The sequence below is a fragment of the Arthrobacter oryzae genome (assembly GCF_003634095.1).
In the GTDB taxonomy this organism is placed as follows: domain Bacteria; phylum Actinomycetota; class Actinomycetes; order Actinomycetales; family Micrococcaceae; genus Arthrobacter; species Arthrobacter oryzae.
Window position 1 is genome coordinate 583556 of the sequence record NZ_RBIR01000001.1, and the last position, 23988, is coordinate 607543.

20 protein-coding genes are annotated in these 23988 nt (G+C 68.1%); 16 read left to right on the forward strand and 4 right to left on the reverse strand.

Annotated features, from left to right (window positions below; genetic code table 11):
* The 8 genes from C8D78_RS02800 to C8D78_RS02835 all read left to right on the forward strand — a co-directional run bounded on the left by C8D78_RS02800 (position 1) and on the right by C8D78_RS02835 (position 9818).
* The gene (locus C8D78_RS02800) at positions 1 to 969 is read left to right on the forward strand and encodes an alpha/beta hydrolase (RefSeq protein WP_120950332.1); all 969 of its coding nucleotides are present in this window, start codon (positions 1 to 3) and stop codon (positions 967 to 969) included.
* Entirely contained in the window at positions 966 to 1934 is a 969-nt protein-coding gene (locus C8D78_RS02805; RefSeq protein WP_120950333.1) for an MBL fold metallo-hydrolase, read from the forward strand. Before C8D78_RS02800 ends, C8D78_RS02805 begins: the two co-directional genes overlap by 4 nt.
* Entirely contained in the window at positions 1927 to 3690 is a 1764-nt protein-coding gene (locus C8D78_RS02810; RefSeq protein WP_120950334.1) for a CocE/NonD family hydrolase, read from the forward strand. Before C8D78_RS02805 ends, C8D78_RS02810 begins: the two co-directional genes overlap by 8 nt.
* Positions 3691 to 3886: 196 nt before the next feature.
* Positions 3887 to 4597: a TetR/AcrR family transcriptional regulator gene (locus C8D78_RS02815; protein ID WP_120950335.1), complete on the forward strand. Its 711-nt coding sequence runs from the start codon at positions 3887 to 3889 to the stop codon at positions 4595 to 4597.
* A 127-nt stretch (positions 4598 to 4724) separates the two neighbouring features.
* Entirely contained in the window at positions 4725 to 5981 is a 1257-nt protein-coding gene (locus C8D78_RS02820) for an acyl-CoA dehydrogenase family protein (RefSeq protein WP_120950336.1), read from the forward strand.
* Between the two features lie 35 nt (positions 5982 to 6016).
* Positions 6017 to 7213: an acetyl-CoA C-acetyltransferase gene (locus tag C8D78_RS02825; RefSeq protein ID WP_120950337.1), complete on the forward strand. Its 1197-nt coding sequence runs from the start codon at positions 6017 to 6019 to the stop codon at positions 7211 to 7213.
* A 23-nt stretch (positions 7214 to 7236) separates the two neighbouring features.
* Entirely contained in the window at positions 7237 to 8799 is a 1563-nt protein-coding gene (locus C8D78_RS02830; RefSeq protein ID WP_120950338.1) for a long-chain-fatty-acid--CoA ligase, read from the forward strand.
* A gap of 110 nt (positions 8800 to 8909) precedes the next feature.
* Entirely contained in the window at positions 8910 to 9818 is a 909-nt protein-coding gene (locus C8D78_RS02835; RefSeq protein WP_120950339.1) for an alpha/beta fold hydrolase, read from the forward strand.
* A 66-nt stretch (positions 9819 to 9884) separates the two neighbouring features.
* On the opposite strand, the gene C8D78_RS02840 is transcribed toward C8D78_RS02835, so the two are convergent.
* The 3 genes from C8D78_RS02840 to C8D78_RS02850 form a co-directional block, all read right to left on the reverse strand.
* Positions 9885 to 12275, reverse strand: a complete 2391-nt coding sequence (locus C8D78_RS02840) for an ATP-binding cassette domain-containing protein (RefSeq protein ID WP_120950340.1) — start codon at positions 12273 to 12275, stop codon at positions 9885 to 9887.
* 151 nt (positions 12276 to 12426) lie between these two features.
* Positions 12427 to 12849, reverse strand: a complete 423-nt coding sequence (locus tag C8D78_RS02845) for a VOC family protein (protein ID WP_120950675.1) — start codon at positions 12847 to 12849, stop codon at positions 12427 to 12429.
* 5 nt (positions 12850 to 12854) lie between these two features.
* Positions 12855 to 13337, reverse strand: a complete 483-nt coding sequence (locus C8D78_RS02850; RefSeq protein ID WP_425266667.1) for a helix-turn-helix transcriptional regulator — start codon at positions 13335 to 13337, stop codon at positions 12855 to 12857.
* Positions 13338 to 13441: 104 nt separating this feature from the next.
* On the opposite strand from C8D78_RS02850, the gene C8D78_RS02855 reads away from it, so the two are divergent.
* From C8D78_RS02855 to C8D78_RS02880, 6 genes are all read left to right on the forward strand, one after another.
* Positions 13442 to 14695 (forward strand): type III polyketide synthase, encoded by a 1254-nt coding sequence (locus C8D78_RS02855; protein ID WP_120950341.1) that lies wholly within the window; start codon positions 13442 to 13444, stop codon positions 14693 to 14695.
* Positions 14696 to 14817: 122 nt separating this feature from the next.
* A complete protein-coding gene (locus C8D78_RS02860; RefSeq protein ID WP_244208251.1) occupies positions 14818 to 15495 on the forward strand; it encodes a class I SAM-dependent methyltransferase in 678 nt (225 codons plus the stop codon).
* A complete protein-coding gene (locus tag C8D78_RS02865; RefSeq protein ID WP_120950342.1) occupies positions 15488 to 16660 on the forward strand; it encodes an FAD-dependent oxidoreductase in 1173 nt (390 codons plus the stop codon). Before C8D78_RS02860 ends, C8D78_RS02865 begins: the two co-directional genes overlap by 8 nt.
* Positions 16661 to 16750: 90 nt before the next feature.
* Positions 16751 to 18094 carry a CoA transferase gene (locus C8D78_RS02870; RefSeq protein WP_208641850.1) on the forward strand — a complete coding sequence of 448 codons (1344 nt, stop codon included), beginning with the start codon at positions 16751 to 16753 and terminating at the stop codon, positions 18092 to 18094.
* Positions 18095 to 18296: 202 nt separating this feature from the next.
* Positions 18297 to 19307: a hypothetical protein gene (locus C8D78_RS02875; protein ID WP_244208212.1), complete on the forward strand. Its 1011-nt coding sequence runs from the start codon at positions 18297 to 18299 to the stop codon at positions 19305 to 19307.
* A gap of 9 nt (positions 19308 to 19316) precedes the next feature.
* Positions 19317 to 19988, forward strand: coding sequence for a peptide deformylase (locus tag C8D78_RS02880; RefSeq protein ID WP_120950344.1), 672 nt, complete (start codon positions 19317 to 19319; stop codon positions 19986 to 19988).
* Here C8D78_RS02880 and C8D78_RS02885 read toward each other — a convergent pair.
* Positions 19985 to 22117: a S9 family peptidase gene (locus C8D78_RS02885; protein WP_120950345.1), complete on the reverse strand. Its 2133-nt coding sequence runs from the start codon at positions 22115 to 22117 to the stop codon at positions 19985 to 19987. The genes C8D78_RS02880 and C8D78_RS02885 overlap by 4 nt on opposite strands.
* A gap of 117 nt (positions 22118 to 22234) precedes the next feature.
* Here C8D78_RS02885 and C8D78_RS02890 point away from each other — a divergent pair, with 117 nt between their 5' ends.
* Positions 22235 to 23236 carry a putative RNA methyltransferase gene (locus C8D78_RS02890; protein WP_120950346.1) on the forward strand — a complete coding sequence of 334 codons (1002 nt, stop codon included), beginning with the start codon at positions 22235 to 22237 and terminating at the stop codon, positions 23234 to 23236.
* Between the two features lie 216 nt (positions 23237 to 23452).
* A complete protein-coding gene (locus tag C8D78_RS02895) occupies positions 23453 to 23914 on the forward strand; it encodes an NfeD family protein (RefSeq protein ID WP_120950347.1) in 462 nt (153 codons plus the stop codon).
* The last annotated feature ends 74 nt before the right edge of the window (positions 23915 to 23988 follow it).

Consider the following 23988-nt stretch of genomic DNA (forward strand, 5'->3'; position numbering starts at 1 on the left):
ATGACCATCCATCCCGAAATCGCCAAGATCCTTGCCACCTTGCCCGCACCCGATGGCTCCCCCCTGAACCCCGAGGCCATGCGGGCCGGCGAGGCCGCACAGGTAGCCCCGCTGGAGGAACGTCGCCCGCTGCACGCCGTCCAGGACGCCATGGCAGTGACGGCGTCGGGAGAAGTGCCCGTCCGGATCTACACCCCGGTCGAAGCCGACGCGTACGGAGTGCTGGTGTACTTCCACGGCGGCGCATTCTTTCTGGGCAGCCTGGAGACCCACGACCACGTGGCACGGGCGCTGGCCAAGGAGTCCGGCTACAAGGTCATTTCCGTCGGTTATCGTCTGGCCCCCGAGGCCGCATTCCCGGCTGGCCTCGACGACTGCTACGGGGTGGTCCGCTGGGCCGCCGCGCAGGGCGGCAGCCTGGGCTGGGACGGGAAGAACCTCGCCGTCGCGGGCGACAGCTCGGGCGGCAACTACGTGGCCGCCGTTACCGCGAAGGCCCACGACGACGGGTTCGCCTCCATCTCGCACCAGGTTCTGTTCTACCCGTCGCTGGACCTGGACTTCGACGTCAACCGCTACGCGTCGCTGCGAGAGAATGCCGAAGGATACGGACTGGAAACGGCGGCCCTGTTGCCGTTCAACGCCTTCTATCTTCAGAGCGGGGCGGATCCCGCGGATCCGCTGGTCTCCCCCATCAAGCGCATGGACCTCACCGGGCTGCCGCCGGCCTTGATCATCACTGCCGAGCACGACCCCCTCCGGGACGAGGGCGAGCTCTACGGCCTGCGCCTCAGGGAGGCCGGCGTCGACGCGGCCGTCAGCCGCTACGAACGGGCCAACCACGGCTTCGTCCAGAACTTCTCCTGGATTCCAGAGTTCTACGGGGCGATCGAAGAGACCGCCGCCTTCCTCAACGGGGGCGCTGGGCTCAAAGGCGGCGCAGGGCTTAACGGGGGCACGGCACAATGACCGAGTCAGTCGCCGTTCATCCCCTGGTCTCCCCGTGGGGCCGGTTCGGTCTCTACAGCTTCTTCATCGACGCCCCCGAGCCCGCCATCGTCGACACGGGGATCGCGACGTCGCCGGCCGAAGGGATGGTGCCGGCGCTGGAGGCGATCGGCCGCCGGATCGAGGACGTCCGCTGGATCCTGCTGACCCACGGACATATCGACCACATCGGCGGCGCGTACGCCCTGTGGGAGCTCACCGGACGGCGAGCGCAGGTGGTTATCCATGAGGGCGACGCGCCCTTGCTGCGCTCGCGCCGGGCCCACGTGGATGAATACCTGTCCGGGCGGGCGCACTATCTGCATGACCCGGACGGCGAGGCGAAACTGACGGCGGCCACGGCCGCGGTCATCTCGGGCGAGATGGAGCCCACCCTGCTGGTGCGGGGTGGAGAGACCATCTCGCTCGGCGGCGACGTCACCGTCTCGGTCCATTCCATTCCGGGCCATACCCCCGGTTCGGTCGCCTATGTCATCGACGGGCAAAACGGCGTCTTCGTCGGCGACGCCGTCCAGGTCCACGGTGCGGCAAACGGCTTCCCCGGCTTTGTGGACCCGGCCGGCTACCGCTCCAGCCTGCGGTACATCAGCGATGAGCTGCGTCCGCGGCATCTTTACCTGGGACACCCGTACCGCCGCGCGGACGGCACCCCCTACGGCGTGGAGCTCGACGCCGTTCAGGCCCGGGAAGCGCTTCAGGAGAGCCTGGCGATCGAAGCCCGTGTCAATAACGCGGCCTGTGGGTGCCTGGCTGCCGGGCTGCAGGAGACGGACTCGCCGTACTCGCCCTTCGCCCGTGTAGCCGAGGACCTCGGCTACGCCGGAGACCCCGGCCTGGAACCGTCCCCGTTCTTCACCACACTCCACGGCTACAGCACGAGCCTCGACCACTTGATAGACGATGAGGAGACAAGCACCCATGGATGACTTCCAGTTACTGGACGCAGGCGGGGAGAAGATTGCCGTCCGTAAGGACCTCCGGGTCCCGATGCGCGACGGCGTTGAGCTCGCCGCGGACGCCTACCAGGGCGTCGTCGACAAGCCGCGCCCGGCGCTCGTTGCCCTGAGCCCCTACGGCAAGGAACTGCAGGCTCTGGCCCTGACCACCCCGCCGCAGCGGCGACCCAGCCCGATGTGGGACGGTTGCATTGAAGCCGGCGACATCGCCCGGATCGTCAAGGAGGACTACGTCCACGTTATCGGCGACCTGCGCGGTTCCGGGCACTCCGGGGGCGGGCACATCGGCAATTACAACGCTGGAGGTGTCTCACTGGGCCAGGACGCGTACGACTTCATCGAGTGGGTCGCCGAACAGCCGTGGTGCGACGGCAACGTCGGCATGGTGGGCATCTCCTACTTCGGCTCCATGCAGGTGCTGGCCGCTGCCGAGCGCCCGCCGCACCTGAGGGCAATCTTTGTCTCCGGCGGCCACTACGACTTCTACGAGACCACCTACCACGGCGGCGTCATGTGGTTCATGCCGCGCGCCGCCCGCGAGGGCCGAGGCGGCGACTCCGGCTGGGCGTTCACCGACGGCGTCAAGTCCCGGATGATCGAGACGTACTCCCCCGGGGAACTGAAGAAGCTCGTCACCAAGCGTCTGGAGGATCCCGACGTCGCCGCGTGGCCCAACCTGGTCCATGTCCTGAACTACCCGAAGAACCACGAGGCCTGGTTCGACATTGTGATGAACGAGCTGGATGGGGACTGGTACGAGGAGCGCAACCCCATCACGCTGGCACCGAACATCGACATCCCGGTGTGGGTACAGCTCGACCAGGGCCGAGGCTGGACCTTGGACGGCACGATCGAGCTGTTCAACGCACTGAAGGGACCGAAGAAGCTGGACATCGGCCCCTACCCGCCGATGCAGTCCCGCCCCTTTATTGAAGAACACGACAAGATGTTCCGGTGGTACGACTACTGGATCAAGGGCATCGACAACGGTGTCATGGATGAGCCGGCCGTAAGCGTGTTCGTGGAGGGCTCCCGCGAGCTCGTGACCGCCGAGGAATGGCCGCCCAAGGATATCGAGTACACCTCCCTCTACCTGCGCCCGCGGCACAAGCTGTCCAGAGAGCCCGAGCTCATGGGCGCCGAGTACGCGGCCCCGGACGGTTTCTACCAGGCGCCGCTGACGGTGACCGACAAGGTGGAGATCATCAGCTGGTCCACCCCCGCGTTCGAGGAGGACACGGAAATGATCGGCACCGGCGCCGCACACATCTTCGCCGAGATCGACCAGCCGGACACCAACTTCATCATGCGGCTCTGGGACTATGCCCCCAACGGCAAGCGGCAGCTCATCACCAGCGGCTACCTCAAGGCCTCGCACCGCGAGCTCGACGAGCGCAGCACCGAAGGCAGCCCGGTGCACCCGCACACCCGCTCCGTTCCGGTGGAACCCGGGACGATCGAGGAGTACGTGCTGCGCCTCTACCCGTTCGCGAACACCTTCAAGGCCGGCCACACGCTGACCGCAGAGCTGTCCAACGACGAGCCGCTGGCCGACGAGCACAACGCGCTGCTGCCGCCGGACGCCTTCCACCTCCCAGTGGGCCGTCCCGTCACGCACAAGATCTACCGCGACGCCGCCCACCAGTCCCGGCTGGTCCTGCCATTCACGGCACGGTCCGCGGGCAAGCCTGCCAAAGGACAGGCAGGCAGCAGCCAGGCGGTCTGATTCCGGCGGCCCGGACGATTCCGAGGGGTGCCGGGCGCGCTCCCTCCCGGTTGCACCCCGGAAACACGCCCCGGGACGGGGGACGCGCCGGCCGATTGCGCGTGCCGGGCCCGGCAACTGGGCTGGAGCGCGGCTTCGACATCCAAATCCGACCAGAGCAGAATGAGCCGCGGGCGGTTGTGCTACATTTCGGCGCATGATCTCGCACCCGGCAAACCATCAGACGGACGGGCCCGCCGCGGCCGCTATCGGGCTGCTGGCGAGGCAAGGCTACGACGCAACCTCCGTTGACGAGCTGGCGGACGCCGCGGGCATGAGCCGCAGCACGTTCTTTCGGAAGTTCGGGTCAAAGGAGGACGTCGTCTTCGCCGACCACGAGCGGATCCTGGCCCAGGTGACGGACCGCCTGGCGGAAACGACGCAGGAACCACTCGCAGCGATCGAGGACGCGGCGCTGCTGGTGTTCAATCACCACCTGCGGAACCGGACCACCTCGCGTGCCCGGTACGAGCTCATGCAGACCGTGCCTGCCCTCCGGGACCGGGAGCTGGTCACGTCCCACCGGTACGAGCGGGCGTTCCTCCTGCACCTGGTCGATAACCTTCCAGACGGCGAGCATCGTGAATACAAGGCTGTTTCCTTCGCCGCCGGCGTCGTCGCCGTGCACAACGCCTTCCTGCGGCGGTGGCTCCGCTCCGCCCAGGACGTCCAGGAAGAGGCGGCGGCGGACCGTGAGAGGGTAGCGGCTCTCGCGGGTGAACTCCACGCCCTCTCCGGGATCTTCCGGCCGGCATTGCTGGATTCCGCGCCCGCCGCCCACCCTTCCCCGGCCGTCGTCGTCACTGTTCTGGCCGCGGGCGCGGACAAGGACGCAATCCTGCAGGCAGTCCGTGAGGCCCTGCCGTGAATCCCCGGCGCGTTGTGAAACTAAGTTCCTTGACGTGGAACTAAGTTTCACTGCATCCTTAGTCAATGTGGTGTGAGCCACAGAACGTGGGCTGCCTAGGCCCGACGCCGAGACAGAGGACGAACAATTGACGACGACGTCACCCCGCTCCGGGTTCATCGCGGCAGAGACCGCGACCGAGTTCCCGGCCGGCACCGTAGAACCTGATTACGTCCTGACCGAGTCCCTGGGCACTGACCCCGCGTCCGTGTTCGCCGGTATCAGCGACGACGACCGCGGCTACTGGGACCGTGCCCGCCACTTCGTGCAGAACGAGGTGCTTCCCGTAATAGACAGCTATTGGGAGCGCGCCGAATACCCGCTGCACCTGCTCAGGCGCCTCGGCGAACTGGACCTGCTGCGCGACGGAGTTCAGGTGGACGGGTTTGCCCCGATGAGCAGGATGGCTGCCGGCCTCGTGAACATGGAGATCAGCCGCGGCGACGGTTCCGTGGCGACGATGATCGCGGTTCAGGGCGGACTCGCCCTGCGGTCCATAGCGGAGTGCGGGTCCGCCGGGCAGAAGGAACGGTGGCTTCCGGCTGTCGCCACCGGCACCGAATTCGCCGCGTTTGCATTGACGGAGCCCACGCACGGCTCGGACGCGGTGGCCCTGGAATCCACGGCCACCGCCACGGACGGCGGGTTCCTTCTGAACGGCGAAAAGAAATGGATCGGCAACGGCTCCATCGGCGGAACGAGCGTGGTGTGGGCCAGGGGCGGGGACGGCCAGGTGCATGGCTACCTGGTTCCCCAGGACTCCCCCGGCTACACCGCCACGACGATCGAAGGCAAGCTGGCCTTGCGCGCCATCTGGCAGGCCCACATCCGGCTTGACAACGTTTTTGTGCCCCAGGAGAACGCCCTCCCGGGAGCACGGTCCTTCAAGGACACGGCGCGTGTGCTGCTGGCCACCCGGCTGGGCGTCGCCTGGTCCGCCGTCGGGCATGCCACCGCCTGCTATGAGACCGCAGTGCAGTACACCCAGCAACGCCTGCAGTTCGGCCGGCCGCTGGCCGCGTCCCAAATCGTGCAGGAAAGACTGGCCCGGATGCTCAGCGAGCTGGCAACGATGCAACTGATGGTGGTTCAGATGACCCGCCTCGACGAGGACGGCCTGCTTACCCCGGAACAGGCATCACTTGCCAAGTACACCTGCACCCGGACTGCCCGGGCGATTGCCTCCAACGCCCGGGATCTCCTGGGCGGCAACGGCATCCTGCTCGCCAACCGCGTGGCCAGGCACCTCGCCGACATCGAGGCCATCCACACCTATGAGGGCACCGAAACGATGCAGGCGCTGATCATCGCGCGCGGCATCACCGGCATCTCCGCCTTCGCCTAACCGGCGCCGTGCCCGTCACCCCGAAAGGACTTCTCATGAACCAGAACGAAAATATCCCTGTCATCCTCGGCGGCGCCCGGACCCCCTTCGGCCGGTTCCGCGGCGGTCTCACGCCCTTCTCCTCCAGCGAACTGGGGGCCCACGCGATCCGGGCCGCGCTGGACCGGGCCGGGGTCGCCCCCGATCAAATCGGTGCCGTGATCGTCGGCCAGGTCATCCAGGCCGGCGCCGGCCAGGGACCCGCGCGCCAGGCCAGCCTCGCAGCCGGAATCGGCTGGGACGTGCCGACGGTGACCATCAACAAGCTCTGCCTGTCCGGCCTCACGGCCGTCATCGACGCCGCCCGGATGATCCGTGCGGGGGAAGCCGACTTCATCGTCGCGGCCGGCCAGGAATCGATGACCAACGCCCCGCACCTTGTACCGGGGCTCCGCGCCGGCGTCGTCATCGGGGACGCCCCGATGCTCGACTCCCTGAACCACGACGGCCTGCAGGACCCGGTGAGCGGACAACTAATGGGCGCCGCCACCGATGCCGGCAACGCCGAGCGCGGCATCGGCCGCGCCGAACAGGACGCCGTCGCGGCCCGTTCCCATCAGCGCGCCGAAGCGGCCCGCGCCGACGGCGTGCTGGCGGAGGAAATCGCCCCGATCCAAGTGCCCCAGCGCAAGGGCCCCGCGGTGACCCTGGAGCACGATGAGGGGATCCGCCCGGACACCACCGCGGAGTCCCTGGCGCAACTGCGCCCCGCCTTCTCGAAAGACGAAACGGCAACCATCACCGCAGGGTCTTCCTCCCCGCTCTCCGACGGCGCCGCAGCGCTGGTGATCGCCAGCAAGGCGGCAGCCGAGGCCGCAGGGCTCGAGTGGATCGCCGAAATCGGTGCCCACGGCCAGACTGCGGGGCCGGACGGGTCCCTGCATTCCCAACCCGCCCGTGCCATCGAACGGGCCCTCAAGCAGGAGGGCCTCACCGTCCAGGAACTGGATCTCGTCGAGATCAACGAAGCCTTCGCTTCCGTGCTCCTCCAGTCCGCCAATGACCTCGGCATCGACCCGGCCGCCATTAACGCCGAGGGCGGGGCCGTAGCCCTCGGCCATCCGGTCGGAGCGTCGGGCGCGCGTTTGGTCCTGCACCAGGCTCTGGCCCTCAAGCGCCGCGGCGGAGGCATCGGCGTCGTCGCCCTCTGCGGCGGCGGCGGCCAGGGCGACGCCCTGATCCTGAAGGCATAACCATCCCAACGAAGAAGCAGGCCATGATCACCAACAACCCCGCAGACGGCTTCGCAACAATCTCCGTTGCAGCCATTCTGGCCGAATCCGCCCGAAGGACGCCGGAGAGCGTCGCACTGATCGTCGGTCAGGACAAGACCACCTACGCCACGCTCTGGCGTGAGACCCGGGCCTACGCCGGGGCGCTCCGCGCGCGCGGCATCGGCCCCGGCGCTGCCGTCGCCGTCCTGATCCCCAATGTGCCGGACTTCGCCCGGGTGTACTACGCCATCCTCTCCCTGGGAGCGATCGTGGTCCCGGTGCACGCCCTGCTCAAGGCGCGCGAAATCGACTACGTGCTCCAGGACAGCGGCGCCCGGATGTTGATCTGCGCCGCCCCGCTGCTGACGGAAGGCGCTGCCGGTGCAGCCAGCGCCGGGGTCGATCTATTGACCGTGATGGCGCCCGACGGCGGGGCCCTGCCGCGGCTGGAGGACGAGGCGGCCGAGTCCCAGCCAATCGACACCTACGTCCCCTGCCGGCCCTCGGATACGGCGACCATCCTGTACACCTCCGGCACCACCGGCAAACCCAAGGGGGCCCTCGGCACGCACTTCGCCCTGGTGGAACAGACGTCCGTCCTGCTGACGTCGGTCATGGACTTCAAACCTGGCGACGTCCTCTTCGGCGGCCTGCCGCTGTTCCACACCTTCGGCCAGACCGTTGTGCTCAACGCCGGGCTGCGCGCCGGCGCGACCATCGTCCTGCTGCCCCGGTTCACCGGCGAGGGCGCACTCAATCTGTTGGCCGAGCACAACGTCAACATCTTCGTCGGCGTGCCGACCATGTATGTGGCGCTCCTGGAGGCGGCCAAGGCACTTCAGGTCCGGCCGGCCGCCCTGCGCTACGGCATCTCCGGCGGGGCATCCCTTCCGCTGGCCGTTATGGACAAGTTCCGCGACGTGTTCGGCGTGGAAATCCACGAAGGCTACGGTTTGACCGAAACATCCCCCGTCGCCGCGTTCAACCACGTCGGCGCACCACCCCGGCCGGGCACCATCGGGGTGGCGATTTGGGGCGTCGACATTGAAATTGCCCGCGCCGAAACGGTCGAGAGCATCGAGCTGCTGCCCCGCGGCGAACTTGGCGAGCTGGTGGTCCGCGGGCACCTCCTCATGAAGGGATACCTGAACCAGCCCGAGGCGACCGCCGAGGCGGTCGTCGACGGCTGGTTCCGCACAGGCGACCTCGGTACCAAGGGCGACGACGGCTACCTGACAATCGTGGACCGCAAGAAGGACATGATCATCCGGAACGGCTACAACGTCTACCCCCGCGAGGTCGAGGAAATCCTCCTCACCCACCCGCAGGTCGTCAGCGCCGCCGTTTACGGCATCCCGCACGACGTCCACGGCCAGGAAATTGCGGCCGCGATCGTGCTTGATGCGGGAGCCACGGCCACCGAGACGGAGCTGATGGAGTTCGCTAGCGCGCAGCTCGCGGCGTACAAGTACCCGCGTGTCATCAGGCTGCTCGCCGAGCTTCCCCTCGGTCCCAGCGGAAAGATCCTGAAACGAACGCTGGCGGCCGAGCCGGTCGGGTCCTAAAGACCGCATCCTAAAAGACCGCATCCTAAAAGACCGGGCGGGCCGCCGGCGGCATACACGCGACTCCGCAGGCTCCACCGATGCATCGCCCCCAGACAAGGACTCCCGACATGACTGAAACCAGACGCCAGGGCTACACCACCATTGACGTTCCCGTGCGCGGCGGGCTTCTGCATGCCGCCATCTGGGGAGCGGACAATCCTTCGGCCCCCACCATCCTTGCCGTGCACGGCGTGACTTCCTCGCACATGCAGTGGGCGGTCCTGGCGGACGCCCTGCCCGGCGTCCGGATCATCGCGCCGGACCTGCGGGGGCGGGGACGCAGCAACGCGTTGCCGGGACCCTTCGGCATGGCCGCCCATGCCGAGGACCTAGCGGCCCTTCTCGATGCAGCCTCCGCCGGCCCTGTCGTGGTGCTCGGGCACTCCATGGGCGCGTTTGCGGCGCTGGTCCTGGCCCACGCCCATCCGCATCTCGTCAGCTCGCTGGTCCTGGTGGACGGCGGGCTTCCGCTCCCGCTGCCGCCCGGGGTCAGCGTGGACGACGCCATCGGCGCCATACTCGGGCCCGCGGCCGCCCGCCTGTCGATGAGCTTCCCGGACGTGGACACGTATCTGGGCTTTTGGCGCCGCCACCCCGCCTTTGCCGGCAACTGGAACGGAGCCGTCGAAGCGTACGCGCGGTACGACCTGGAAGGGGAAGCTCCGACTCTTCATCCCTCCACCGCCATCGAGGCAATGACCGAGGACTCACGGGACCTCCTTGCCGGGAACTCCGTGGTCCGCGCCCTCCACGAATTGAACCATCCCGCCGTCCTGCTGTGGGCGCCGCGCGGCCTCCTCAACGAATCCCCCGGTCTCTACACCAGGGAAACCGTCGACGCCTGGAGCCGTGGACAGGCATCACGGCGGGCCGAGCTGGTACCGGATGTGAATCACTACACGATCGTCATGGGGAGCGCCGGGGCGGCCCGGGTGGCCACCGCGGTCAGCGGCGCCCTGGACACCGCCCACACCTAAGCCCGGCCCGTACCTTAACGGGGCCTACGCCCAACGCCGGACAGCGTCGCCCGGTCAGCGGGCCGGTCAGGCGCCGACGTAGGCCGCGAGGTGTTGGCCGGTAAGCGTGGAATGGCTGGCCACGAGGTCCGCGGGGGTGCCTTCGAAAACGAGCATGCCGCCGTCGTGACCGGCTCCGGGGCCGAGGTCGATGATCCAGTCGGCGTGCGCCATCACCGCCTGGTGGTGCTCGATGACGATCACGGACTTGCCGGAGTCGACGAGGCGGTCCAGCAGGCCGAGCAGGTTCTGGACGTCGGCCAGGTGCAGGCCCGTGGTGGGCTCGTCGAGGACGTAGACGTCGCCCTTCTCGGCCATCTGGGCGGCCAGCTTGAGCCGCTGCCGCTCGCCGCCGGAGAGGGTAGTGAGCGGCTGGCCGAGAGTCAGGTAGCCCAGGCCGACGTCGGCCAGCCGGTCCAGGACCTTGTGGGCTGCCGGCGTCTTCGCTTCGCCGACGTCAAAGAATTCCTCCGCCTCGGCCACCGACATCGCGAGTACCTCGGCGATGTTCCGGCCGCCGAGCCTGTACTCCAGCACCGAAGCCAGGAAGCGCTTTCCATCGCATTCCTCGCAGGTGGATTCGACGGTGGCCATGACACCCAGATCGGTGTAGATCACCCCGGCGCCGTTGCACGCGGGGCAGGCGCCCTCCGAGTTGGAGCTGAAGAGCGCCGGTTTCACGCCGTTTGCCTTGGCGAACGCCTTGCGGATCGGGTCCAGCAGCCCGGTGTACGTCGCAGGGTTGCTGCGCCGCGAGCCACGGATAGCCCCCTGGTCGACCACCACCACGCCGTCGCGGCCGTCGATGGAGCCGTGGATCAACGAACTCTTCCCGGAGCCGGCGACCCCCGTGACCACGCAGAGCAGCCCGAGCGGGATGTCGACATCCACGTCCTTGAGGTTGTGGGTCGACGCGCCGCGGATCTCCAGGGCGCCGGCGGACGGACGGACCGAATCCTTAAGTGCGGCCCGGTCGTCGAGGTGGCGGCCGGTGATCGTGCCGCTGTCCCTCAGCCCCGCCACGCTGCCTTCGAAGCAGACTGTCCCGCCCCCTGTGCCGGCGCCGGGGCCGAGATCCACCACGTGGTCGGCGATCGCGATCATTTCCGGCTTGTGTTCCACGACGAGCACGGTGTTGCCCTTGTCCCTCAGCTGGAGCAGCAGTTCGTTCATCCGCTCGATGTCGTGGGGATGCAGGCCGATCGACGGCTCGTCGAAGACGTACGTGACGTCGGTGAGAGAAGAGCCCAGATGGCGGATCATCTTGGTGCGCTGCGCCTCTCCCCCGGACAGGGTGCCGGCCGGCCGGTCCAGGGAGAGGTAGCCCAGCCCGATGCCCGCGAAGGAATCGAGGATGTGCTGCAGGCCTGTCAGCAGCGGCGCCACGGACGGCTCGTCCAGACCGCGGACCCACTCGGCCAGGTCGCTGATCTGCATCACGCAGAGGTCCGCAATGTTCTTGCCCTGGATCTTCGCGGACCTGGCCTCCGGGCTGAGCCGCGTGCCGTTGCACTCGGGGCAGTCCTGAAACGTGATTGCGCGCTCCACGAAGGCCCGGATGTGCGGCTGCATCGCGTCGACATCTTTGGAGAGCATCGATTTCTGGATCTTCGGAATCAGGCCCTCAAACGTCAGGTTGATGCCTTCGACCTTGATCTTGGTCGGTTCCTTGTAGAGCAGGTCGTTCAGTTCCCTTTTGGTGAACTTCGCGATCGGCTTGTCCATGTCGAAACCTGCGCCGCTGAAGATGCGGCCGTACCAGCCGTCCATGCTGTACCCGGGGACGGTCAGTGCGCCCCCGCGGAGCGACTTGGCATCGTCGTACAGCGCCGTCAGATCGAAGTCGGAGACCGAGCCCATGCCCTCGCATCGCGGGCACATGCCGCCAAGGTAGACAGCATCGTGGACGACGTTCTTCTCGACTCTGCCGCCCTTCTCGGTGCTCATCACGCCGCTCGCCTTGCGCGTCGGAACGTTGAAGGAGAACGCAGTGGGCGGACCGATGTGCGGCTGCCCGAGCCGGCTGAAGAGGATGCGAAGCATGGCATTGGCGTCGGTGGCGGTGCCGACGGTGGAGCGGGGGTTGGCGCCCATCCGCTCCTGGTCGACGATGATCGCCGTCGTGAGGCCTTCGAGCAGGTCGACGTCGGGCCGCGCCAGCGTCGGCATGAAGCCCTGCACGAAGGCGCTGTAGGTCTCGTTGATCATCCGCTGCGACTCCGCGGCGATGGTGTCGAACACCAGCGAGCTCTTGCCCGAGCCGGAGACGCCGGTGAACACCGTCAGCCGGCGCTTCGGGATCTCGAGGCTGACGTCCTTGAGGTTGTTCTCGCGTGCGCCCTGCACGCGGATCAAATCATGGGTGTCGGCAACATGCTGCTCGGGCGACTCCGTGTCCATCCCCGTGGCCGTGCTCATGGTCTCTCCATCTGTAAGCGGGGCCGCCTGCGCGGCCTCCCTGAGTGTCGCTGTGCTCTATCTAACCAGTCGGGGATCCAATCAGCCCGGAATCCAACACGCCCAACGCAGTCCGGCGGCGCCGGTGTTGCCGGCGCGTTCGGCGGCGGACTCAGCGCTGCTGCTGGAACGGCTCCTGAATCCGGATCAGGTTGCCCGCGGGATCGCGGAAGGCACAGTCGCGGACCCCATAGGCCTGGTCGGTCGGTTCCTGGACCACTTCGGCGCCGCCGGCCTGCAGCCGGTCGAAAATCCCGTCGACGTCGGTGGTGGCCAGAAGGACCCGGGCGTAGGTGCCCTTGGCGATCATCTCTGCAATGGTGTGGCGTTCCTCGTCCGTGATGCCCGGGTCCGCGGCCGGCGGCTCCAGCACGATCGAGGTGCCCGGCTGGCCGGCGGGGCCCACCGTGATCCAGCGCATGCCGCCGTACCCGACATCATTGCGGACTTCAAAGCCGAGGATGTCACGGTAGAAGGCGAGGGAGGCGTCGGGGTCGGTGTGCGGGAGGAAACTCGCGTGAATGGTGATGTCCATGGCCTTCATGCTAGCTGCGGCTCGGTGGCAGGCGCTTCTCGATTCCTGACCGGTCTGGTCACCTGTTTCGCCACACAGGACGGCATCCCCGCCGTCGCGCTCGCCGCCTGACGCCGGTACACGCTCGGCGGCACGCCCACCAGTTCGGTGAAGCGGCTGCTGAAGGTTCCCAGCGACAGGCAGCCCACCGCGAAGCACACCTCGGTGACGCTGAGGTCGCCCAGGCGTAGCAGCGCCATCGCGCGTTCGATGCGCCGGGTCATCAGGTAGCTGTATGGAGGTTCGCCATAGGCCAGGCGGAATTCGCGGCTGAGGTGACCGGCGGACATGTGGGCGCCCCGGGCCAGGGCCTCGACGTCCAGCGGCTGCGCATACTCCCTGTCGATCCGGTCGCGGACACGGCGCAGCCGCGCGAGGTCGTGTAGGCGCTGCTGGTCCCGTAGCTGTGGATCCGGTTGCTGTTGAAGCGGGGCGGGAATGCTGGTCACATTTGAGATCGTGCTACGCGTCGGCGGTGTTGTCCAGTGCAGCCGGCGTCCCGAATCTGCGGCTCATCCATTGTCTTTGACCCCGGGCTCACTGAGAATGAACCATGACGGTCTACCTGAGGTCTCTGGAAACTGCAGTCCCGCCAACCATCCTGATCCAGCCCGAGGCCAGGGCCGTGTTCGCCGCCCAGCCGGGCCTGACGCGGCTCGGCTCCCGGCTGGTCAACACGTGCTTTGACTCCGCGGCCATCGACACCCGGCACACGGCGGTGCAGGAACTCACCAAGGACAGCCGGGCGGAAGATCCCCAGTTCTTCGACCCGGCGACGGGCCTGCTCCTCAGCCCCAGCACCCGGGTCCGGAACGACATCTTTGCCACGGAAGCCACCAAGCTCTTCATCGAGGCCGCCCAAAAAGCCTTGGACGCCTGCCCGGGAATCGATGAACGGGACATCACGCACCTTGTCACCGTTTCCTGCACAGGATTCTTTAATCCCGGCCCTGACTACAAGATCGTCCGGGCTCTGGGGCTGAATCCTGCCGTGCAGCGGTACCACCTCGGTTTCATGGGGTGCTACGCCGCCTTCCCGGCGCTCCGGGCCGCGAAGTCCTTTTGCGAGGCTGATCCCGGCGCCGTGGTGCTGGTGGTCTGTGCCGAGCTTTGCTCGCTCCACGTCCGTACCTCCAATGATCCGGACACCATCATGGGATCGGCGCTGTTTGCCGACGGTGCCGCGGCGGCCATTGTCACCGCCCGGGATATCCCCGGCGAGGCCGCGCTGTTGCGGCTGGACCACTTCGAGACCGTCCTGACGCCCGTCGGGGAAGAATCCATGGCATGGAACATCGGCGACGAAGGCTTCGAGATGGTTCTGGGAAATTACGTTCCGCACATCATCGACGACCACATCATCGGCGCCCTCGAACCGCTCCTGTTACGTGACAGCTCCCTGCGCGGCCTGCCATACCGGGACATCCAGCACTGGGCCATCCACCCGGGTGGCCGGAGCATCCTGGACAAGGTTCAGGCCAGGCTGGACCTCAGCGATGAACAGCTGGTCCCCGCGCGGGAAACCCTCCGAAACTTCGGCAATATGAGCAGCGCCACGGTCCTGTTCGTCATCAAGCACATCCTGGACCTGCCGGCCGCCGACGACGGCCCGGACAACAACACCGCCGGCGCCGGAGGGGAACGGATCTGTTCCATGGCGTTCGGGCCGGGCCTAACGGTGGAAACGGCCCTCTTTACCCGGCTGCCGGCATCGCGTGCCGCCGAACCGTCACGCCTGAAGCGTTCGGAGTCCCCCGCCCCCGGTACCGGGCGTGAAGAAGCGCAGCCGGTATCGGCGCGGGCCTGAAAGCGGTCAAACTGAAACCGTTCAGCCCCAAGTCGCCCAGAGCCTGGTCGTTCAGCACCCATGGCCCTGAGCGATTTCGCGTGGCATTTCTGCGTGACCGTGCCTCCGACGCCGTCGAGGAAATGGACCTGCCCGGCTGCGATCCGGGCCGCCTGGAGCGCACCTATGCCCAGTTTGCGCTGGTGAACCGCGTGGTCGCCGGCTGGCGTGGCATCTATCGGAAGGAAGTGCGGCCGCGGCTCTCCAAAGACTCCCCCACCTCGCTGCTGGACATCGGTTGCGGCGGCGGAGACGTTCCGGTGTTACTGGCCCGGTGGGCCGCCCGGGACGGGCTGCGCCTCGAAGTCACGGCCATTGACCCGGACCCGCGGGCAAGCCTGTTTGCCAGGGCCCGCCATGCGTCCTCGGGAGTTGCCTTTCGTCAGGCCGCCGCCGCTGAACTCGTCGAAGAGGGCCGCCGGTACGATCTCGTGGTCTCAAATCACGTGCTGCACCATCTTGACGGGCTGGACGCCTTCCTGGCGGAGTCGGCCCTGTTGTCCCGCGGCGTGGTGATCCACAACGACATCCGCCGCAGCCCCGCCGCCTACGCGCTCTTTTATGCCGCTTCCTGGGTGTTCACCGGCTCCTACATCCGGCAGGACGGCCTGACCTCGGTCCGGCGCAGCTACACCGCAGCCGAGCTGGCCGCCGCCGCGCCCCGGGGCTGGACAGTGACCCGGCACGCTCCCTTCCGGAACGTGCTGCGGGTGGACACCGCGTCCGGCGACCACCCGGAAGGGCCCGCTCCCCGTGCCTGACGTGCTGATCATCGGCGCCGGGCCAGTGGGACTCTACATGGCTGCGCTTCTGCTGCAGGAGGGAGTGGACGTGCAGGTCCTGGAGCAGAGAAGCACCCCGGAAGCGCATTCGCGGGCCATAGGCATCCATCCGCCGGCGCTTGCCGCGCTTGCACGGGCCGGCGTTGGGGAGGCCCTGATTGCCGAGGGCGTAAGGATCCGCCGCGGGGTTGCGCTGGCTGGCGGGAAGGCGCTGGCGGAGATGACCTTTGCCGGCGTCTCGGCCCGCTTCCCGTTTATCCTCTCGCTCCCGCAGGGACGGACGGAGGCGCTGCTGGAGCGGCGCCTCAATGATCTCGGGGACGGCGCCTTGCACCGCGGCGTCCGTCTCACGGGCCTGTCGGACGACGGCGGCCAGGTCACGGTTGAGGCCGTCTCCCGGTTCGGTGCCGTCCGGTATGCCGCGCCGCTGGTCCTGGCGGCCGACGGCGTGCGCTCCCCGGTGCGGACCCTGCGGGGCATCGGCGTGCGCGCCAGGGACTACCCGGACAGGTACCTCATGGGAGACTTCGCGGACCAGACCGGCTTCGGCCCGGACGCCGCGCTGTTTCTGTCCGGCGAGGGCATCGTGGAGTCGTTCCCCCTGCCAGGGCAGCTCCGCCGCTGGGTGGTCCGGCTCGGGGCCGGCGACTGCGCTGCCGGCGCTCCCGCTGCCGACGACGTGGCCCAGCGATGCGGCGACGCCGGGTGGTTAGCGCAGTGCGTGCGTGAACGGACGGGGTTTGAGATCGACGCCGGGACCAACAGCATGCTCAGCAGCTTCGGCGTCCGGACCCGCCTGGCCCGCCGCATGGTGGCCGGCAGGATCGTCGTGATCGGGGACGCGGCCCACGAGGTCAGCCCCATCGGCGGACAGGGCATGAACCTCGGTTGGCTCGATGCTGCGGCGCTGGCACCGATCGTCACGGCCGCGGTGCGCGGGGAGGACGTGACTGATCCGATCAAGACATTTGAACGGACCCGGCTGAAGGCGGCAGGCAGGGCGGCACGCCAGGCCGAAATCAACATGGCCCTGGGCCGGCCGCTCCCGGACCGCCTCCTGGCGCTGCGGAACCGTGCCATTTCAGGGGTGGCCGCGGTGCCGGCCGCGAATTCCATGATCGCCCGCCGCTTCACCATGCATTGAGGGTTTCCCCAAAGGGGCGGCCACTGATGATCGTGGCCAATCTTGACGATCAGGTGGCACCGAATGAGAGTTGAGCCGGAGGTACATGCTTTGTCGACGGAACAGAATCTGCTCACCGAAATTCTCGCGGCCCTGCCCGGCCTCGACGGGAGGGACCTCACCTTCGCCACTGAAGGCGGCCTGCCCTCGGTGTTTCCCGTTTCCGAACTCGCCACCAGCGCCCTCGCCGCGGCGGGCCTCAGCGCAGCGCGATTCACCGGTTCCGGACGAGTGGCCGTGAATCGTATGCTCGCGTCGGCCTGGTTCGCCAAATCGATCTACCCGGCGGGCTGGACCCTGCCGTCGCCCTGGGACCCGATAGCCGGTGACTACCCAACCCGGAACGGATGGATCAGGCTACATACCAACGCTCCACACCACCGGACAGCCGCCCTCTCAGTTCTCGAGAGTGACAACAGTCCCGAGCACGTCGCTGCCGCCGTTTCGGCCTGGGACGGTGACGAGCTCGAATCGGCGATCATCGCCGCCGGAGGCTGCGCTGCCGTCATGCGCACACCCGAGGAATGGTGCAACAGCCCACAAGGCCTCGCCGTGGCCGCGGAACCCCTGATTGCCTGGCAGGATCACGGACCAGGCCCAGCCCGTCGGCAGTCGGGCATGACCAGCCGGCCGCTCGCCGGAGTGAGGGTCCTGGACCTGACTCGAGTCCTTGCCGGACCGGTCGCGACACGCTTCCTTGCCCTGCTCGGCGCCGATGTCCTCCGCATCGACCCGCCCGGCTGGGACGAGAGCATCATTCCCGAAGTCACGCTCGGCAAGCGCACCGCCCGTCTTGACCTCACCCTGAGCGCCGACCGCACATCGTTCACCGACCTGCTCGCGACCACGGACGTCATCGTCCACGGCTACCGGCCCGGCGCGCTCGAGCGTCTCGGCTTCGGAGCACAGGAACGCCAGCAGATTCGCCCCGGCCTCGTCGATATCTCCCTCGACGCCTACGGCTGGAGCGGACCCTACGCCGGCCGCCGCGGCTTCGACAGCCTCGTCCAAATGAGCGCCGGCGTCGCCCACGCCGGCATGGTTGACACCGGCGCGGACCGCCCCGTTCCGCTCCCGGTCCAGGCACTGGACCATGCCACGGGATACCTCGCGGCTGCAGCGACCCTCGTCGCCCTCACCCACCAGCGCGGCACAGGTACGGGACGCTCAGCCCGGCTCTCCCTCGCCCGCACCGCCCACCTCCTCATGCCCTACCGCGGCGAAGGCAACCACAGCCCGTTTCCTGTCCTGGATGAGGAGGACTTCGAGCCCGGGCAGGAAGTCACGAGCTGGGGGCCCGCAAGACGACTCCGCCAACCCGTCCACATCCAAGGCATCGACCTGCTCGCCGGACCGGCACGCCGTCTCGGTCTCGACCAGCCGCAATGGCGGTGAAGACACCGGCTGCCGCTTGACGCACAGGCCGGCCGCCAGAGGCAGTCCGGCACCGGACCGTTTCGCCGACGCCGATGCCGACCGCCCATTGCCGGACACCGCAGCCATGGGCTCGAGACCTCGCGAGGCAGCATCTAGCGGTACTCGGTGCGTTGCCACGAGCCGGCGAACCGGGTGACGGGCCCCGGAATAGACTGTGGGCATGGATGGCCTTCCTTGGGCACGCACGCGTCGTATCCTGTTGCGGATGGCGGCTGCCGTGACCGTGCTCGGCATTGCAGCGTCCTGCAGCGCAGGGACCGGTGGCGGTTCCGCAGACACAAACTCCCCGGCGCCGACGGCGACGCCCTCCGCGACGACAGCCACGACCGCGGCCGCAGGGCCGGTGACCGCCGAGATCAGCCAGTTCCGCGACAACTACAGCAAGCAGATCATCGAAATCCAGCTCACGAACAACACCGGCCGTGCCCTGATAGCCGTCGGCGCGGCACTGACCAGCCCTCTCTTCGGGGCCCCGATCACGTGGGCTGCCCCCACCGGCGGGATCGAGCTTCCGCCCGGACAGGCGAAGAGCCTGCCGGCACCACTGCCCGCACCGGTCTGCGGCGGCCCGGCAGCACCTCCATCCGGGCCGGGAGCCACTTCCGGCGCGTCGGGGTTGGCGCGTGTGTCGCTGCGGCTGGCAACGCCGGGAGGAACCGTACCCGGCCCGGCTGCGGCCGATACGACGGCCGCAGACCCGTTCGGCGTCCTGGCCCGGAACAACGCTGAGATGTGCCTGGCCGTGGAAGCCTCGGCGGTGGCTACGCTCAAGCTGGCCCCAGAACTTGAGGTCGCCGCGGACGGGCGGACCGCCGTCGTGCGCATGCTGGTGACACCGCACCCCGCGAGCGGGCCGGCAGATACCGGCACGCCAGGCGCCGGAGAGCTTGTGATTGACAGGATCGGGGAAACGACCCTCCTGGCGGAGGCTCCGGTTGCCCCTTGGCCGCGTGAGCTGACGCTCAGGGCCGGCGGCCCCCCGATGGAATTGCGGCTCGGTATCCGGCCGGCCCGCTGCGATCCGCATGCCGTGGCCGAGGACAAGGTGGGCACACTTCTTCCACTGCAGGTGCGGGTCGCGGGCAGGGAGGGCGTCCTGAAGGTCGGCGCCGGCGGCCAACTTCGCGGCCGGATCTACGATTTTGTTACAACTGCGTGCGGTCGCCAGTAGTCTGAGGGCATGTCCTTTGACGCCAGGCCCACCGATTTCAGCGCCGCCCGGATCCGCGAGACCGTCCAGGAGATTCTGGGGGCGGGTATCCTTCCGTCGATTGTCCAGGCGGGGCATCCGGTGCTCCGGCACGTCGCGGCGCCTTTCGAAGGGCAGTTGAGCGACGCCGAACTCGGGCACCTCATCGATCTCATGCGCAGCGTGATGCATAAGGCGCCGGGTGTCGGCTTGGCGGCCCCGCAGCTGGGGATTCCGCTGCAGCTCGCAGTCCTGGAGGACCAGTTCGCCGTCGACCCCGACGTTGCTGCGGTCCGCGGCCGCGAGCCGCTGCCGTTCTTTGCCATGCTGAACCCGCGCTATCAGCCGGTCGGCAGCGGCGCCGTGGCGTTCTATGAGGGCTGCCTGTCCATCGGCGGCCTGCAGGCAGCGGTGCTGCGGCCGGAATCGATCCGGCTGAACTTCACGGCGCCGGACGGCACGGAACTTCAGCGGCCCTTCTCCGGGTGGCAGGCGCGGATTGTCCAGCACGAGACGGACCATCTGCGTGGGATCTTGTTCCTTGACCGGGCCGAGCTGCGCTCCATCAGCAACAACGCCGAATACGCCTCCCGCTGGGCCCAGCCGGACATCACCCGCGCCCGGCAGGAACTCGGGTTCCTGCCGGACCCGACGGAGTTCTAGGGCCGCGTGCCCGGATTCCCTGCAGTAGGCAGGTAACGGGCCCACCACTTCAGGATTTCATCGAACCTCTGCTTGCGGTGGTGCGGCGTTCCCGAGCGCGACAGCTCATGGTTCTCGCCCGGGAAGACCAGGAACCCGGTTTCGACGCCCAGCTGCTTGAGGGCGGTGAAGTACCGCTGGCCTTGCTCCACGGGGCACCGGAGGTCCTCCTCGCTGTGGATCACCAGCGACGGCGTCCGGACATGCTGCACGCGCGCCATGGGACTCTGGGCCGCCACGACTTCCGCCGAGGTGCCGGTGTATTCGTCGCCGAAGAACCAGCCGATGTCGGAGGACCCGGTGAAGCTCACGGGATCCAGGAAACCGCGCTCCACAATGGCCGCACGGAAGCGGTGGTCGTGGCTGATGGTCCACGCCGTCAGGTAGCCGCCATAGGATCCGCCCATGATGCCAACATTGCCGGCGTCCAGCTCCTCGAACTTCGCCACAGCCCCGTCCAGGAAGGCCAGGACGTCCTGCATGTCCACGGTTCCCATCCGCTCCTTGATGGACCGCCCGTGGTCCTGGCCGTAGCCGGCCGAACCGCGCGGGTTACACATGAGCACGGCGTAACCGGCGCCGGCGTAGACCTGTGCCTCGTCGAACAACGCCACGTTGAACTGGGCAAACGGCCCGCCGTGGATGTTCAGCAGCACCGGGTGCGGGCCGGGGCCGGCCGGCCTGACGAGCCATCCGTGGACCGGGTACCCGTCGGCCGAGGGCAACGTCAGCTCCTGCGGCTCGGTGATGCCCGCCACGCTCCGAAGCGGCGCGGAAAAATCCGTCACGCGGCGCAGCTGCCCGCCGCCGAGGACCGCAACATCCCCGGCCGTTGACGCGTCGCTGAAACTCACCACGAGTGCCCCTCCGCCTTCTGCGGCTCCGGTCACCACCCGGTTGCCTTCCATATGGACGCTGTGGCCGCCTGTCGCGCCGAATTCGTGCAGCTCCACCGTTCCCCGCGCGTTGTTCAGAACCAGGGCGCCGGCGGCGCCGCGCAGCTCGATCCGGCTGCCGCCGGAAAGGTCCACGGTCTCGACATCGCTGAGAACTGTGGCATCGCCGCCGGCGGCGGGCATGGCGTACAAGGCGGTGTTCCTGGCGACGAAGTCCCGGCCGGATGCGCCCAGATCCTGGGCCAGGAAGAACAGCCACTGCCCGTCGGCGGACTGGCGCACGGCGCTGACGGTCTGCCGTCCGGTATTGGCGGGCATGACGGCCTGTGGTTCGCCGCCGGCGGTGGGGACCGCGTAGATTCCGCTCGCCAGATCGGAATCCCGGCCCTCATGGAGGGCCGCGGTGAAGTAGATGGTGCCGCCGTCGGCGCTGAAGCTTGCGCCGTTGTGGTCGGCTCCCCCGGTGGTGAGTTGCCGGGCGGCCGGCAGCGGGCTGGCGGCCTGTTCCGCGGAATCGGCCGGGGCGGCGCCGAGGGCCTTCAAGGCGCGTCCGGTCGGGGCCACCCGTGGTTCGGCGTCGAGCTGCGGGACTTCGACCAGGAACAGCTGCAGGGGCTTGTCGGCCGTATAGCCCGTGCCGTTCATCCGGTATTGGAAATCGGTGATTAGCCGGGCGTCCTCGCTGCCCGCACCGACGCCGTCGACGCTGCCGTAGCGGCCCTCCTCCGGGTTCCTGGCGCCGAAGACAACGGCCCGTGAATCCGGCGACCAGGCAAAGGAGCTGACCCCCAGCGGAGCGTCCGTCAGAGGCTGGGGTTCGCCGCCGGTTGCTTCCACTACGTACAGCTGCGGCTTCCCGCCCGCCGCGGCACGCAGGAATCCAAGGATCCGGCCGTCCGGGGAAAAGTCCGGGGCCGTGTCACGGAAACCGCGCGTCAGCCGGCGCGGCCGCCTCCCCTGATCCATGGGGTCCTGATCCTTGGCGTCGCCGTCTGCGGCGTTCGGGTCTGCTGGGTTCGGGCCTGTCGGGTTCGGGTCTGCTGGGTTCGGGCCCAGGGGGACGGTCCACAGCTGCCCCACGTAGGCGTCGGCATTGAAGTCCGGGCGGGTCACGGACACCACGGCGCGTGACCCGTCAGGGTGGACGGCCGGGGCGGAGACGGAATTGAGCAGCGGCAGATGTTCAGATTTCACGCTTGCGAGCCTAGCCCGTGGTGCCCCCACTGTGAAACACCTCACGTCCCCCCGGTGCGGCGCGGTCACGCGCGCCGCGCGCATTCCCGGCCCCTGGTCCGCGCTTAGGATGAAGGTATGCCTCCCGCCGCCGATTTCCCCCTGCTGTGCCCGGTGTGCCGGGACAGGCTCCGGTCCGGCGACGACGCTACACGGACGCTCGTGTGCGGCGCCGGCCACAGCTTCGATGCCGCCAAGCAGGGGTATTTCAACTTCCTGGTGGGCAAGGGCACCGTGTTTGAGGCGGACACCGCGGACATGGTGGCGGCGCGCTTCGACTTCCTGTCCGCAGGGCATTATCAGCCGCTGGCCAGCGCCGTTGCGGAGCTGGCCGCGCCGGCCCTGGCGCGCTCCGCCGGCAAGCGGCCCACGGTGCTGGATGCCGGAACAGGTACCGGCCACTACCTCAGGGCCGTGCTGGACCGCGCGAAACAAGACCGTGCGAAACAAGACCGTGCGAAACAAGACCCCACCGCCCAAGAACGGGCCGAACAGCAACGGCCCGAACAGCAGGGCGGGGCGCCTGACGGTTTTCCGCGGGAAATCGGTCCGGCGCAGGCAATCGGGCTGGATATTTCCAAGTTCGCCTTGCGCCGGGCCGCCAGGATGAACCCGGAAGCGTTCAACGTGGTCGGAGATGTCTGGCAGCCGCTGCCAGTCGCGGACCACGCCGCCGACGTCGTGACCGTGGTCTTTGCCCCGCGCAACGCCCCCGAGTTCGCCAGGGTGCTCCGCCCCGGCGGGCGCCTGGTGGTGGTCACGCCACGGCCCGGCCATCTGGAGGAGATAGCCGGCCAGGCCGGGCTGCTCGGAATCGAGCCGGCCAAAGACGAACGCCTTGCGGTGTCCCTCGGCAAACACTTCACTCCCGCCGGGTCACGGGACCTGGACCTGGCGTTGTCGCTGGACCCGCGCGACGTCGCCAACCTTGCCCTCATGGGACCGGCCGGCCACCATCTGGACCGCGCCGCGCTCGCTGCCCTCGAGGCCAGCCTCCCTGCACGGACCTCGGTCTCGGCCCGATTCCGGATCAGCGTCTTTGAACCGATCCCCCGGGCAGTCCGCCAGAACCCGACTTAAAATCCGGAACCGGGTCTGCACCCGGGATACTGCGTGCCGGCCCGTCCCGTTTCCGGCGCCGGCCGAACCCCGGGTAATCGATCCGGCAAGTAACGACTTGGCCACTTTGGCCACCAATTCCCGGCTTCAGGTCCCAGCGATTACCGTTCCGTTTAGGATGGAATAACAGTTACTGGGGAGCTGTGCCCTTCGCTCCCGGAACTCAAGGGGGAATAGATGTCTGAATGGCTCGTCGAGAATTGGTGGGCGCTCTGGCTCACGCTCTTTCTCCTGTTTGCCGTGGTCGAGATGATCACCTTGGACCTGTTCTTCATCATGCTCGGAGGTGGCGCCCTCGCCGGACTGGTGGCGGACTTCGCCGGCGCGGATCTGTGGCTGCAGATTATTTCCTTCTGCGTGGTATCCCTGCTCATGATCGGCTTCGTCCGGCCGGTGGCCCTCAAGCACCTCCACAAGGGACCCGCGGACCGCCGCAGCAACATCGAAAGACTCATTGGCGAACCCGCCGTTGTGATGGAACCCGTGAGCGAAAACGGCGGCCTTGTCAAGATCGGCGGCGACGTCTGGAGCGCCCGGTCCGAGTCCGGAGTGCTGGCGGCCGGGCAGCAGGCCGTGGTCAGTGCCATCGACGGTGCCACCGCGATTGTGGCTCCGCAGCCGGAGCAGGCAATCCAGTAACGGCAGCAAAACTTCCTGCGGGCAGGAAAGCAGCAAATCGCGGACCCGCCCCGGCGAAACCAAAAACAAACTAT